This is a genomic window from Microbacterium sp. NPDC064584 (genome assembly GCF_040687315.1).
Taxonomy (GTDB): domain Bacteria; phylum Actinomycetota; class Actinomycetes; order Actinomycetales; family Microbacteriaceae; genus Microbacterium; species Microbacterium lacus.
Window position 1 is genome coordinate 71,452 of sequence record NZ_JBFBMZ010000010.1, and the last position, 13,186, is coordinate 84,637.

The 13,186-nt window shown below is 69.5% G+C and carries 10 protein-coding genes; 5 read left to right on the top strand and 5 right to left on the bottom strand.

Annotated elements, in window-relative coordinates:
• Positions 1-3 precede the first annotated feature (3 nt).
• On the bottom strand, positions 4-468 hold the full coding sequence (locus AB0P18_RS14045) for a DUF3817 domain-containing protein (protein WP_363360545.1): 465 nt from the start codon (positions 466-468) through the stop codon (positions 4-6).
• A gap of 46 nt (positions 469-514) precedes the next feature.
• Here AB0P18_RS14045 and AB0P18_RS14050 point away from each other — a divergent pair, with 46 nt between their 5' ends.
• Positions 515-1,252: an EI24 domain-containing protein gene (locus tag AB0P18_RS14050; protein ID WP_363360546.1), complete on the top strand. Its 738-nt coding sequence runs from the start codon at positions 515-517 to the stop codon at positions 1,250-1,252.
• Between the two features lie 374 nt (positions 1,253-1,626).
• Here the strand turns inward: AB0P18_RS14050 and AB0P18_RS14055 are convergent, their stop codons facing one another.
• Positions 1,627-4,179, bottom strand: a complete 2,553-nt coding sequence (locus AB0P18_RS14055) for an ATP-dependent Clp protease ATP-binding subunit (protein WP_363360547.1) — start codon at positions 4,177-4,179, stop codon at positions 1,627-1,629.
• Between the two features lie 150 nt (positions 4,180-4,329).
• Here AB0P18_RS14055 and AB0P18_RS14060 point away from each other — a divergent pair, with 150 nt between their 5' ends.
• Together AB0P18_RS14060 and AB0P18_RS14065 are read left to right on the top strand one after the other, a co-directional pair.
• The gene (locus tag AB0P18_RS14060; RefSeq protein WP_363360548.1) at positions 4,330-7,161 is read left to right on the top strand and encodes an aminotransferase; all 2,832 of its coding nucleotides are present in this window, start codon (positions 4,330-4,332) and stop codon (positions 7,159-7,161) included.
• A 59-nt stretch (positions 7,162-7,220) separates the two neighbouring features.
• Positions 7,221-7,577 carry a UBP-type zinc finger domain-containing protein gene (locus AB0P18_RS14065; RefSeq protein ID WP_344055850.1) on the top strand — a complete coding sequence of 119 codons (357 nt, stop codon included), beginning with the start codon at positions 7,221-7,223 and terminating at the stop codon, positions 7,575-7,577.
• 9 nt (positions 7,578-7,586) lie between these two features.
• On the opposite strand, the gene AB0P18_RS14070 is transcribed toward AB0P18_RS14065, so the two are convergent.
• Positions 7,587-8,291, bottom strand: a complete 705-nt coding sequence (locus AB0P18_RS14070) for a hypothetical protein (protein WP_363360549.1) — start codon at positions 8,289-8,291, stop codon at positions 7,587-7,589.
• A 580-nt stretch (positions 8,292-8,871) separates the two neighbouring features.
• Between AB0P18_RS14070 and AB0P18_RS14075 the strand changes: the two genes are divergently transcribed.
• On the top strand, positions 8,872-10,617 hold the full coding sequence (locus tag AB0P18_RS14075; protein ID WP_363360550.1) for an acetyl-CoA C-acyltransferase: 1,746 nt from the start codon (positions 8,872-8,874) through the stop codon (positions 10,615-10,617).
• 2 nt (positions 10,618-10,619) lie between these two features.
• Complete coding sequence (locus AB0P18_RS14080) at positions 10,620-11,021, top strand: hotdog fold thioesterase (protein WP_363360551.1); 402 nt, start codon at positions 10,620-10,622, stop codon at positions 11,019-11,021.
• A gap of 48 nt (positions 11,022-11,069) precedes the next feature.
• Here AB0P18_RS14080 and AB0P18_RS14085 read toward each other — a convergent pair whose 3' ends face one another.
• Both AB0P18_RS14085 and AB0P18_RS14090 read right to left on the bottom strand, forming a co-directional pair.
• Positions 11,070-12,089, bottom strand: a complete 1,020-nt coding sequence (locus AB0P18_RS14085) for a dihydrodipicolinate synthase family protein (protein WP_363360552.1) — start codon at positions 12,087-12,089, stop codon at positions 11,070-11,072.
• A 15-nt stretch (positions 12,090-12,104) separates the two neighbouring features.
• Complete coding sequence (locus AB0P18_RS14090; protein ID WP_363360553.1) at positions 12,105-13,118, bottom strand: ornithine cyclodeaminase family protein; 1,014 nt, start codon at positions 13,116-13,118, stop codon at positions 12,105-12,107.
• Positions 13,119-13,186: the final 68 nt, after the last annotated feature.

A 13,186-nucleotide genomic window follows, 5' to 3' on the forward strand; every position in this document is an offset into this window, starting at 1 on the left:
GCGCTACTCGCGGCCGCCGGGCGGACCGAGGATCAGCAGCACCGTGAAGAGCAGGACGACGGCCGCGGCGATCAGCACCGCCAAGACCCACGGGCGGCGCAGCAGTGCGCGCATGAGCCGGTCGTGCCAGCGCGTGTCGCGCGGGTCATCGGTCTCCTCGAGACGCCAGTCACCCTGCAGCCGGCCGGTGCGGTGCAACCAGAGTTCGGTGGGGATCGTGGCGTACGGGATCACCGCGCTCGCGATCGCGACGATCGTCGGCCACGCGCCCCAGCGCTGATTCTTCGCGACCAGGACGGCCGTCGCTCCGTAGGACAGGAAGACGAACCCGTGGATGCCGCCGCCGATCGTCACCGCGAGGGCGACATCGCCCACGGCGCGCAGGATCAGCCCCGCGATCAGCAGAGTCCACGAGATCGCCTCGGCGATCGCGAGGACGCGGAAGAGGTTCAGCGGGGTCCGGAACACGGTGCTCCTCGTTCGGGTGGCGAGGCTTCCAGCCTAGGCTGAGCCGGTGCGTGAGTTTTTCGCGGGCATGGCCCTGCTCGGTCGCGGGTTCGCCTTCTGGCGCCGCCGGCCCGGGATGATGGCACTCGGCCTCGTGCCGGCCGCGATCGTCGGCATCCTTCTCCTCGCGGGCGTCGTCGCGCTCGCCGCGACGCTCCCGGGGATCACGGTCGCGGTCACTCCGTTCGCCGACGGCTGGCCGGGACTGTGGGCGATCGTCGTGCGCGCCGCGATCGGCACGGCGATGATCGGCGCCGCGCTCGTCCTCGTGGCGATCTCGTTCACCGCCCTGACCCTCGTCGTGGGCGACCCGTTCTACGAGCGCATCTGGCGAGCGGTCGAGCGCGACCTGGGGCCCGACGACATCGACCGCGGCACCGGATTCTGGCGTTCGGTCGCGGACGCGCTGTGGCTGTTCGTCCGCGGCATGGCGGTCGCGCTGCTCGCCGCCCTCATCGGACTGATCCCCGCGGTGGGTGGCGTGCTCGCCACCGTCACCGGCGTCGCCCTCACCGGGTGGCTGATCGCCGACGAGCTGTCCTCACGCGCCCTCGAAGCCCGCGGCCTCGACCGCGCTGCCCGGAGCGCCCTGCTCCGCGGCCGACGCGCCCGGGTGCTGGGCTTCGGCGTCGCGACGCAGCTGTGCTTCCTGATCCCGCTCGGCGCCGTGGCGACGATGCCCGCCGCCGTCGCCGGAGCGACCGTGCTCGCCCGCTCGCTGCGCGAGCCCGCCCCCGCACCCTGACCCTGAGGCCAGGTGCCCCGACTCGTGGCACGTGGCAGGGCTCGCGGCACGTGGCAGGAGACGTGCAGCGACATCGTGCACGTGCCGGGAGCGGCGCGCCCTCCGCCGAAGGGGCCGGACCGGCCGCGCGCCGCGCTCGGTGGACGGCATCCGCCGCTCGACCGTTGCTCACACGGCCGATATCGCCCACCGAGTGAACGGGTCTGACGCTCGGTGGACACGATCCGTCGCCCAGTCCTGCCGGTGCCGACGGATGCCGCCCACCGAGCCCTGCGACTGCACGCTCATGCGGATTCGGGGCGCGAAAACGACCTGTGGGGCGCGAGAATCGCGCCCCACAGGGCGTTCTGCGCCCCGAACCCGGGCAGCCGGGGTCAGGCCGCCGTCGCGAGGACACCCGCCGAGCGCACGGCGAGCGCACCGTCGACCGCATCGACCGTCACGGCCCCGCCGTCGGTCAGCGAACCGCTCACGAACAGGTCGGCGATCCGGTCGTCGACCTCGCGCTGGATCAGCCGGCGCAGCGGCCGCGCGCCGTACTCGGGCTCGTACCCGTGCTCGGCCAGCCAGTCCACGGCGGCATCCGTCACCTCGATCGAGACCTCGCGAGCGTTCAGGCGCCGCGTCGTCGCGCCCAGCATGAGCCGGACGATCTCGCGCAGCTGCGTCTTCTCGAGCTTGCGGAAGAGCACGATCTCGTCGATCCGGTTCAGGAACTCGGGCCGCATCGCTTCGCGGAGCCGACCCATCACGCGGACGCGCAGGTCGTCCTCACTGCCGAACCCGGTCGCTCCCCCGCCGTCGGCGATGAAGCCGATCGCGCCGGAGCGCGACGCGAGGAACTCGCTGCCGATGTTGGAGGTCATCACGATCACGGTGTTGCGGAAGTCCACCGTCCGCCCCTGGCCATCGGTCAGGCGCCCGTCATCGAGCACCTGCAGCAGCAGGTTGAACACGTCGGGGTGCGCCTTCTCGATCTCGTCGAACAGGACGATCGAGTAGGGGTTTCGCCGCACGCGCTCGGTCAGCTGCCCGGCCTCGTCGTAGCCGACGTATCCGGGAGGGGCACCGACCAGACGAGAGACGGTGTGCCGCTCGCCGTACTCGCTCATGTCGAACCGGATCACGGCGGTCTCATCGTCGAACAGGTCCGCAGCGAGGGCCTTCGCGAGCTCGGTCTTGCCGACACCCGTCGGGCCGAGGAACAGGAACGAGCCGACGGGACGGCGCGCGTCTCCCATGCCGGTGCGATTGCGCCGCACGGCCTTGGCGACGGCGGTCACGGCCGCGTCCTGCCCGATCACGCGCGCGTGGAGGTCGTCCTCGAGCGTCGCCAGGCGCTCGCGCTCCGTCTCGGTCAGCCGCGCCGCCGGGATGCCGGTCGCCCGGCTGATGACCGCCGCGATCTCGGGCTCCCCGACGACGGCGTCCGCGGACGGGCGGGCGGTGGCCTCCTGCAGACGCGCCTGGACCTCGGTGATCTGGTCGCGGATCCGCGAGGCTTCCTCGTACTTCTCCGCGCTCACCGCCGCGTTCTTGTCGGCCTCGAGCTCGGCCAGCCGCGCCACGAGCGCCTGGGTGTCGACCTGCACACCGAGCCGCAGGCGCAGTCGCGCGCCGGCCTGGTCGATCAGGTCGATCGCCTTGTCGGGCAGCACACGCTCGGTGAGGTAGCGGTCGCTGAGCTCGACCGCGGCGCGCAGCGCGTCGTCGGTGAAGCGCACGCCGTGGTGCTCCTCATAGGCGGGTCGCAGGCCGCGCAGGATCAGCACGGCGTCCTCGAGGCTCGGCTCGCCGACGCGCACCGGCTGGAAGCGGCGCTCCAGCGCGGGATCCTTCTCGATCACGCGGTACTCCTTGAGCGTCGTGGCGCCCACGAGGTGCAGGTCGCCCCGAGCGAGGCGGGGCTTGAGGATGTTCCCCGCATCCATCGCCCCCTCGCCGCCACCTCCGGCGCCGGCGACGGTGTGCACCTCGTCGATGAAGAGGATGATCTCGCCGGATCGCGTGGCGACCTCGTCCATCGTCTTGGTGAGGCGCTCTTCGAAGTCGCCGCGGTAGCGCGTGCCCGCGAGCATGGCCGGCAGATCCAGTGCGATCACGCGCTTGTCCCGTAGCTGCTCAGGCACGGCGCCGGCGACGATCGCCTGCGCGAGCCCCTCGACGATCGCGGTCTTGCCGACACCGGCCTCGCCGACGAGGACAGGGTTGTTCTTCGTGCGGCGGCTGAGGATCTCGATCGTCTGCTCGATCTCGTCCTCGCGTCCGATCACCGGGTCCATCCCACCCTCACGAGCGCGGGATGTGAGGTCGGTGCCGAAGCGATCCAGCATGGGCGTGTCGGATGCCGGATCCTCCGCCTCCGGTGCGGATGCGGGCGCGGCACCCGGGGTGACGGTCTCGCGGGCACCCTGCAGCAGTGCGTCCGCGGTGACGCCGGCGTGCGCGAGGATCTGCCCGGCGGGCGTGTCCTGCCCGAGGACGAGCGCGAAGAAGAGGTGCTCGGGGTCGAGGTAGGTCGATCCGGAGGACCGCGCAACCTGGAAGGCGTGGAACAGCGCCCGCTGCACCGATGGGGTCACGACGGCCCCGTCGACGTCGGCGGGGTCGGAGGCCTGCGGCAGCCGCTGTTCGACCGCACGGACGATCGCCGCGGGGTCAGCGCCGATGCGCTGGACGGCGTCCTTCGCGGGCGACTCGTCGACGAGGATGCGCAGCACGTGGAGGGCGTCGAGTTCGCGCTGCCCGCGGGCGAGGGCGAAGGCTCCCGCCTGCTGCAGGAGCTCCTGCGTCCGGGCGCTGAGGAACCGCGTCAGGTCGATCGACCGGGACGCGCGGGCGCGCTCACCGTCGAGGTAGCGCGACAGGAACTCGTCGAACGCGCTCGCGCCGTTCTCGGCATCCTGCGGGGTGAAGTCGTCGGGCATTTCTCTCCCTGGGTGAAACATGAGTCGTTACGTATCAACTCTAGGTAGTTGAGTGAACTCGTATCAAGTTGAACGCCACGGCGCACGGCGTATTCCCGGCTGCGGCGGGAACGGTAGCCTCGTCGCATCCCGACCGACGGAGAACACCGCATGACCGACACCTCGGACGCCCTCGTCCAGCCGGCCCCGCCCGAGATCGATGAGGAAACCGCCGCGGTCCTCGCGCGCGATCTGTGGGGCGTGCGCGGCGCGGCGCGGGCGCTCGGCAGTCATCAGGACCGCAACTTCCTGATCACCCCGGCGGACGCCGCGCCGCGGGTGCTGCTGAAGATCGCGAACCCGAGTGTCACGGCGGCCGAGCTCGAAGCCCAGTCCGCCGCGGCGGACGCGATCGTGCGAGCAGGCGTGCGCGCGCCGCGCGCGGTGCGGTTCGCCGACGGATCCACGGTCCGCCCCGTCGTGGTGGAGGGTGTCACGATGCAGGCCCGCCTCCTGGAGTTCCTCGAGGGTGAGACGCTGTCCGGCTATCTCTCCCCCGCCGCCGTGCGCGAGATCGGGGCACTGGCGGCCGCGGTCGACGTCGCGCTGGGAGACCTGGTGGCCCCCGCCGCTGAGCGGACGCACCAGTGGGATCTGCGCGAAGCGCCGGGCGTCCTCGCCGAGCTTGGCGAATACGTCACGGACGCCGACCTGCGCGAGAGCCTGTCCCGAGCCGCCGACGCGGCATGGCAGGTGGTGGCCGGGCTCGCCGACCGCCTCCCCTCGCAGTTCATCCACGGCGACCTGACCGACGACAACGTCGTCGCCGGCGATCCGGTCACGCGCGTCCCCGACGGCGTGATCGACCTCGGCGACCTGAACCGCACGTGGACGGTCGGCGAGCTCGCGATCACCGTGTCCTCGCTCCTCCACCACGACGGCATGGATCTCGCCCGGGCCACTAGCGCGATCGCCGCCTATCACGCCGTCCGCCCGCTCAGCTCAGCTGAAGCGGACGCCCTCTGGCCGCTCGTCGTCGTCCGCGGCGCCGTCCTGGTGGCCAGCGCCCACCACGTGATCGCGACGGATCCGACGAACGAGTACGCGGCCGAGAACCTGCTGCACGAGCGTGAGATCCTGCGCCAGGCGACCTCCGTGCCGCTCGAGGTGGCGACAGCACTCGTGCGTGCCGCGACCGGACATGAGACGGTGACTCTCGACCTTCCCGCGTCGTCCCCGCTGCTCTCGGGCTCCCCGTCCGTCTCGATCGTCGACCTGTCACCGACCAGTCCCCTGCTCGACGAGGGCCGCTGGCTGAGCGATTCGGCCGAGGACGAGCTCTTCGCCGCCGGCCCGAGCGCCGCACGGTTCGGCGAGGCGCGCCTGACCCGCTCGCGTCCGGGCGCTCCGTCCGAGCCCGCGACCGTTGCGCTCGGTGTCGAGCTGCAGCTCCCGGACGCGACGCAGCTCACCGCTCCGTGGCCGGGAACGGTCCATCCGACCGATGACGGCCTCGAGCTGCGCACCGACACCCACGCAGTGACGATCGACGGATGCCGCGCGATCATTCCCGCCGACACCGAGGTCGCGGCAGGTCAGGCGATCGGCGAGACCGCGGGCCGGATCTGGATCCAGGTGACCCGCGCCGGGATCTCCGCGCCGCGCTTCGCCCCGGCATCCTTCGTCCCCGCCTGGCGCACGGTCGTCGCGGACCCGTCCGCGCTCATTCCCGGTCTGACTCCGGCCCCCGTGGGCTCCGACGATCTCCTCGCCCGACGCGAGGCATCATTCGCCGACGTGCAGGAACACTACTTCGCCGATCCGCCGGTGATGGTGCGCGGGTGGCGCGAGCACCTCATCGACACCGACGGCCGGGTCTACCTCGACACGCTCAACAACGTCACCTCGGTCGGGCACGCCCATCCGCGACTCGTGGAGGCGGTCGCGGCGCAGTGGCGCCTGCTCAACACGAACTCCCGGTTCCACTACCCGGCGGTCGTGGAGTTCTCCGAGCGCCTCGCCGCCCTCGCGCCCGATCCGCTGGACACCGTCTTCCTCGTCAACAGCGGATCGGAGGCGGTCGATCTCGCGTTGCGACTCGGGCAGGCGTGGTCGGGGCGCCGTGACGTGCTGGCCGTGCGCGAGGCGTACCACGGCTGGACCTATCTGACGGATGCCGTCTCGACCTCGATCGCGGACAACCCGGCTGCCCTGCAGACGCGCCCCGACTGGGTGCACACGGTTCCCGCTCCGACCGGCGACGGCGCGTACACCGCCGATGCCGTGGCGCGTGTGGAGGAGCTCGCTGCCGAAGGCACCCCTGTCGGCGCCTTCATCGCTGAGACGGTGTTCGGCAACGCCGGCGGCGTGATGCTGCCCGACGGCTACCTGGACGCCGTCTACCGCGCGGTGCGCGCGCACGGTGGGCTCGCGATCGCCGACGAGGTGCAGGTCGGATACGGGCGGCTCGGCGAATGGTTCTGGGGCTTCGAGCAGCAGGGTGTCGTCCCCGACGTGATCGCTGTCGCGAAGGCGATGGGCAGCGGGCATCCTCTCGGCGCGGTGATCACCACGCGCGAGATCGCCGAGCGCTACCGCACGGGCGGCTACTTCTTCTCTTCCGCCGGCGGCAGCCCGGTCTCGAGCATCGTCGGACTCACGGTGCTCGACATCATCCGGGACGAGGAGCTGCAGCGGAACGCGCGCGAGGTCGGCGGCTACCTGAAGGAGCGCCTGCAGGAGCTCGGGCGGCGGCATCCGATTCTGGCGGCCGTGCACGGTTCCGGCTTCTATCTCGGCCCGGAGTTCCGGCGGGCATCCGGCGAGCCCGCGACCGCGGAGACCGCCGCGATCTGCGCACGACTGCGCGAGCTCGGCGTGATCGCCCAGCCGACGGGTGATCATCAGAACATCCTGAAGATCAAGCCGCCGATGGTGTTCACCCGCGACAGCGCCGACGAGCTCGTGGCCGCGCTGGATCGGGTGCTGACGACCGGTTGGTGACGGCAGCCGGCCGCCGATAGCATCGCCCACACGACCACCAGGGAGATCCCGTGACCGATCTGTCGTCCTTCATCGACACCTCCGTCCCACCGAGCGGCACCGGCTGCCTCGAGTGCGAGCAGACCGGCAGCTGGTGGGTGCACCTGCGGCGATGCGCGCGGTGCGGGCACATCGGATGCTGCGACGATTCGCTCGGCACCCACGCCACGAAGCACTACCGCGCGACCGGCCACCGGATCATGCGCAGTTTCGAGCCGGGCGAGGACTGGTTCTGGGACTACGAGACGGACGACTGGGCCTCGGGTCCGCGGCTGGCCCCGCCGGAGAGCCACCCGGTGAGCCAGACGGTTCCCGGTCCGGCGGAGCGGGTGCCGGCGGACTGGCAGCAGATCCTGGCGGCCCACCGCGGCGAATGATCCGGCGGCTCAGCCGTTCGAATCGGTCGTGGGCGTCGGCTGAGGCACCTGAGCGGTCGGGCCGGACGGCGTCCACGCGCCGGCGGCGCACTCGTAGAACGTGACGGTCGCGGTGTCGATGTAGACGTCGCCGTCGCTCTGACACGTCTCGTTCGTCGGAGCACCGACGCCCAGCAGCACCTGCGTGCCCGGAGCCCCCGGCGCACCCGTCTCGCCGGTCTCGCCGGTCGCGCCCGTCTCGCCGGTGAGATTCTCCGCGGCGGACGTGCGGATGTTGCCGACCTTCACCCAGTCGCCGTCGCGGAAGAGATACACATCCGCGGTGGAGAGGTCGATGTAGACCTCCCCCTCGTAGCCCTTCCCGGATGCCGGCGCCCCGGCACCCGCGCGGACCGCCGACCCGGCGGGCAGGATCTCCTTCAGTGCCTCCTCGTAGGCCCCGGTGTCGGGCGGCGTCGGTGACGCAGTCGGCTCGGCGGTCGCGACGGGCGCGGGTTCGGCATCCCCACCCGAGCGCGCCAGCGTGGCGCCCAGGAACGACGCGACGAAGGAGAGCACGACGATCGCGACCCCGATCACGATGAGCGATGTGCGGGTCACGCCGGCGGGTGCTGTCGCGGTCGGCGCCGTCGGGGTTCGCGACGGCGACGCGGGCGCCACGTACGGCGGCTTCGTGATCGGCGGGGTGCCGGGGCCGTTCTTGTCGTCGGTCATCGCCGTCGTCCTTCCGTGGTGATCGCACGTCGGTGCCCGCGAGAGTACGGCATCCGGCGACGACGCGGCCATTCTATGGACGGCGACACGACGGCGCCCTCACACGGATCGGGTGATCCGTGCGAGGGCGCCGTCGTGCAGGCTTCTAGAAGTCCCAGTTCTTGCCCGCTGAGCCAAGAAGCTCGGAATCTCGGGGATCTTGCGGCACCGATCTACGGTCGTGCCATCTGCGTGCCACTCGTCGCGAGAACCAGTTCGGTCGAGGATCGCCGATCGAGTAGCGCTACAACAATGATAGTCGAGTAAGCGATCGACGCCCAGGGTGACCAATTGAAGCTGCGACCACCAATTCCCGACGACCGCGTTCTGCGGCGAGCTGTGAGGTCTTGGGATCCCGTCATGTCCACGCAAGCTGACGCCGACTTCCGGACTCGAACCCCTGACCCCCTGTCTGGAGACCGCGAACAGCAAGAGCGTCTGCCCCGAGTCGAGCGATCGAACCTGCGACCTCACGGTATAAGTCGCTGCGTTCCGACGCTCCACTGAGACGAGATTCGAGCCCTTGACCTATTCATTGCCAATGAGCCGCACGTCGCTGCCGCCTGTTCGGCACCAGACACGAGGTGCCGAACCGTCGCCGCGGATCAACGAAGACGACGAAGATCTCGCGGGGAAGATCATGGGGTCACAGGTACCTGCGGAGCGGGTGCTGAGCTCCGTGCTCCGCGAGGAGTTCGCCCACCCCGAGCAGCAGCGGAACTGGCTCGCCATGACCGTCGCCGCCACCAACCCCGACCACCCCGCGCACGATTTCTTCATCCAACGGCGCGAGCGGATGCGGACACACCTGTCCAGTGGGCGACTGGCGACAACCCACGACAGTGAAGAGCTGAGCGCCGATGACAAGGTCATTCCGGTGATGCCCATGATGGATGGTCTTCGCATCCAGGCGCTGCTGGACCCCGCACGCCAGACCCTTCCTTTTGCCAGAGACGTTCATGCGCCTGATCGCCACGGCCAAGAGGTCCTGACGTGTCGTGTCCCAGATTACGATACGATACGAGTCGGACTTAATAAGTTCTTCGCCTGCGAGAGGACCCCGGCCGTGGCCAGTGAGATCGCACCCAACGATGCCGTCGTGGTGGCCTACCGGCGGACCGCCTTCGGCAGGGCGCAGAAGGGTTCGTTCGCCGGTGAACGACCGGAGGATCTTGCGCTTACTGCCGTTCGCGCGGTGCTCGCATCGATGCCCCCGGCGGACCCCGCGACCTTCGACGACTTCTACCTCGGCACCGCTCTGCCTGAGGGCGCCCAGGGCGACAACGCCGCCCGCCGTGTGGCGGTCTACGCGGGATACGACAGCCTGCCGGGCGCAACGATAAACCGCTTCTGCGCTTCTTCCCTGCAAGCCATTGCCGGCGCGGCTCGCGCGATTCGCGCGGAAGACGGCGACGCCTTCCTCGTCGGCGGGATGGAGTCGACTTCCACGACTCCCCCGAACTCTACGAACATCTATCCCGGCTCAGAGGTTTCTGCCCGCCGCGTCGACGCGATCTTCGCGGCCGACGAAGATTGGAACGATCCTCGATCGGAGGGACTCACGCCAGACGTCTACGTCTCGATGGGAAAGACGGCGGAACTGGTCGCCCGTCTCACGGGCACGACCCGTCACGAACAAGACGAATGGGCGCTGCATTCACAGGCGCGCGCGGCCGCCGCGATTGACGCCGGCTTTTTCGACCGCGAGATCGCCCCCCACACACGCCGCGACGGAAGCAGCGTGAGCGCCGATGACGGACCGCGTCGCGGGACCACGATGGAAGGGCTCGCCGCCTTGCGGCCCGTGTTCCGAGAGGGCGGCACAGTGACCGCCGGAAATGCGAGCCCTCTCAACGACGGAGCCTCGGCCGCGGTCCTGATGAGCGCCTCGCGCGCCTCGGAACTCGGCCTGACTCCGCTCGCGCGGATTCTCGGTTCGGCAGCGACGGCGATCTCACCCGAGATCATGGGCCTGGGGCCGATCACCGCGACACAGAAGCTGCTGTCCCGGCTCGAGCTCAGCATCGGCGACATCGACCTCATCGAGCTGAACGAGGCATTCGCCGCGCAAGTGGTGCCGGTGGTGCGTCAACTCGGGCTCGATCCGGAACGCGTCAACGTGAATGGCGGTGCGATCGCAATCGGCCACCCGTTCGGCGCAACCGGCACCCGGCTGGTCGGCACGCTGATCAACGCGTTACACGACCGCGGCGGGCGCCTGGGACTCGCGACACTGTGCGTCGGCGGTGGCCAGGGCATGGCTCTCGTGCTCGAGCGGCTGGCATGAGGATGGGCACGATCGACCCCTTCGTGCTTTCGCTCATCTCCGACGAGCCCGCGATGGACTGGTTCGGGCTGAACGTCGAGCATGCTCACGAGGGAAACGCCGTGGTCACGGTCAGGGTAAGCCCGGAGCAGGTCAACGCAAGTCGCTCGACGCATGGCGGCGTGGTGTTCGCGGTAGCCGATCAGGCTTTCGCCATGGCGGCGAACAGCATCCTGCACTACGCCGTGACCGCGGATGCCGCCATCCAATACCTGGCTCCCACGAATGCCGGCGACGTTCTGACTGCCACCGCACGGACGTCCTTCCGCGACGAGCGGCGCGTGGTGATCGACGTGGATGTCACCAGCGGCGACCGGACGATCGCCCTGTTCCGCGGAACCGCGCGAGCGGTCCGGCGGCAATGACGCGTCCGGTCCGGTTCCCCTGGAGGGGACCGGACCGGACGACCACCATCATGCCCTCGTGCGGCCCTTCACGAACTCGCTGTCGGGCAGGTCGGTGACCGGCAGACCCGAGGCGACGAGGGACTGGCGCGCCTGCTTCATCAGGCGGTCGGGGATTCGCGGGGCGGGAGCGCGGAGCGCCCCTCCGTTGAAGCCGGCAAGCCACTCCTGATACTTCCAGCCGGTGCGATTGATGACGGTCGTGCCCACTGCCGAACCGGTAAGGATCGCCGTGTTCGCCGCGCGTGCGGGAGCAACCTGCCACCACAGCTTCATGGCTTCCTCCCATTGTCCGGCCCGTGCCAGGTCGAAGGCGCGGGGGTAGTAGTCGCTCATCCAGTTCGAATTGCTCGTACCGGAGAACTGGAAGTCGAGAACCGACATGAGCGGAATCGTCTCGCCCTCGATGGGGCACGAGATGATGACTTCCTCACGGAAGTGGTGATACATCTCCATGATTCCCGCGATGCCGGGGTAACCCTGCTCCGCCTTGATAGCCACGATGTTGGGGATCTCATCGAGCACGTGCCGCACCCACGACACCGGCATCCCCGCATTGTCGATCCGCTCGAAGCCCCACGCGGGCAGGCCGAAGAGCATCACGCCGAGATCCGTCGAATCAGCAAGCTGCTTCGTGTAGTCGAACACCTCGTCGAGCGAGGTCGGCCAGAAGGCGGTCGGGTACGACAGCAGCACTCTGTCGACGCCCTCCTTCTCGGCGAGCGCCAGCGCGTGGATGTTCTCTTCGAGGGTGTTGAACGCCGCGTGGAAGAAGAGTTGGAAGTCGGGTCCGCCGGCCTCGCGGGCGACAGCCGTCGCCCGCGCATTCTCCTCCGGAGTGATGTTCACCTCCGTGACTAGGAGCGTCCCGGCGAAGCCGAGCTCCTTGAGCTTGAGGATGTCGTGCCGGATGGCGTTCTCGTCGATGCTCGAGAAGTCCGCTGAGTAGGAGGGAATCGTGACCGCGATGGCGCCCTTCCAGTGCTCCTTGGCCCACTCGCGGGCTTGGCTCTTGGTGTAATCGACCATGGGGATTCTTGCTCCTTACTTGCGGGTGGTAACGATGCCGACGGGCAGCTCGGTGCCGATGCCGCGCAGACGGGCGAGATCGACGAGAGCCTCGGCGACGACGATGTCCTGCAGGCCTGCGCCGGTGGATTTGTAGATCCGGATGCCGCGCTCGAGGTCGACGGTGCGCACGCCGAGCAGCACATCGTTCAGCGATGCGGTGAGCGACTCAACGTCAACGCCGGCAGCGCGTGCGGCGATCATGTCCCCGCTGCCGTGCAGGACCTCCTCGACGCCGTCGACCACGACGAGCGATGCCCTCGCAATGAGTTCGGCCGGCAGCTCGCGCTGCGCTGGCGTCGTCGAGCCGATCGAGACCACCGTGGCGTCCTCGCCTACCCAGTCCGCCTGGAGTGTGGGACTCTCGTCCCGCGACCGCGCGGCGCACAGCACGAGGTCTGCGCCAAGGACGGCGCGCTCGGCCGAGTCGACGGCATCCACCGGCACTCCGAGGCTCTGTGAGAACGACGCTGCGAAGGACTCTCGGTTCGCCTGCGTCGGGCTGAACACGGCGACCGAGGCGAATCGGGTCACGAGGGAAAGCGCGATCGTGTGGGATTGCGCTTCGAAACCTGAGCCGATGATGCCGACCTTGAGTGGCCGCTTGGGTGCGATGACCTCGGCGCCGACCGCGGTGGTCGCCGCGGTACGCAGGCCCGTGACGCGATTGCCGTCGACGAGCGCGACGAGGTCGGCCGTGTCCTTATCGAACAGCGAGATCAGGTAGCTGACACGCAGGCCGTCGGCGAAGGACCCGTTGATCGATTTCGCTCCGAACAGCCTGCCGCTTGCGGGAACGGACGGCATGACGCGCATCCACTGGCGTGAGCTGTCGGCGAAGATCCTGCCCGGGTTGCGTCGGTCGTCGACCGGCGCCGAGTAGGCCTCGCGAATGGCTGCGATGGCGCGGGGAAGATCGGACAGTTGCGCGACATCAGCATCGGTGAGGAAGAGGGGCAGACGTGCGGGAAGCTCGGCTTCCGTGCTCACAGGTCACTCCTTCGTGATCGTCGTGGTGAACGTGCGAGGGGAACATATTCTGCACGGTACGTTTCGTA

Excerpts from the sequence above, each read along its gene's own strand:
- AB0P18_RS14055 (WP_363360547.1), bottom strand. The coding sequence starts at position 4,179 with ATGCCCGACGACTTCACCCCGCAGGATGCCGAGAACGGCGCGAGCGCG.
- AB0P18_RS14060 (WP_363360548.1), top strand. The coding sequence starts at position 4,330 with ATGACCGACACCTCGGACGCCCTCGTCCAGCCGGCCCCGCCCGAGATC.
- AB0P18_RS14070 (WP_363360549.1), bottom strand. The coding sequence starts at position 8,291 with ATGACCGACGACAAGAACGGCCCCGGCACCCCGCCGATCACGAAGCCG.
- AB0P18_RS14075 (WP_363360550.1), top strand. The coding sequence starts at position 8,872 with ATGAGCCGCACGTCGCTGCCGCCTGTTCGGCACCAGACACGAGGTGCC.
- AB0P18_RS14080 (WP_363360551.1), top strand. The coding sequence starts at position 10,620 with ATGGGCACGATCGACCCCTTCGTGCTTTCGCTCATCTCCGACGAGCCC.
- AB0P18_RS14085 (WP_363360552.1), bottom strand. The coding sequence starts at position 12,089 with ATGGTCGATTACACCAAGAGCCAAGCCCGCGAGTGGGCCAAGGAGCAC.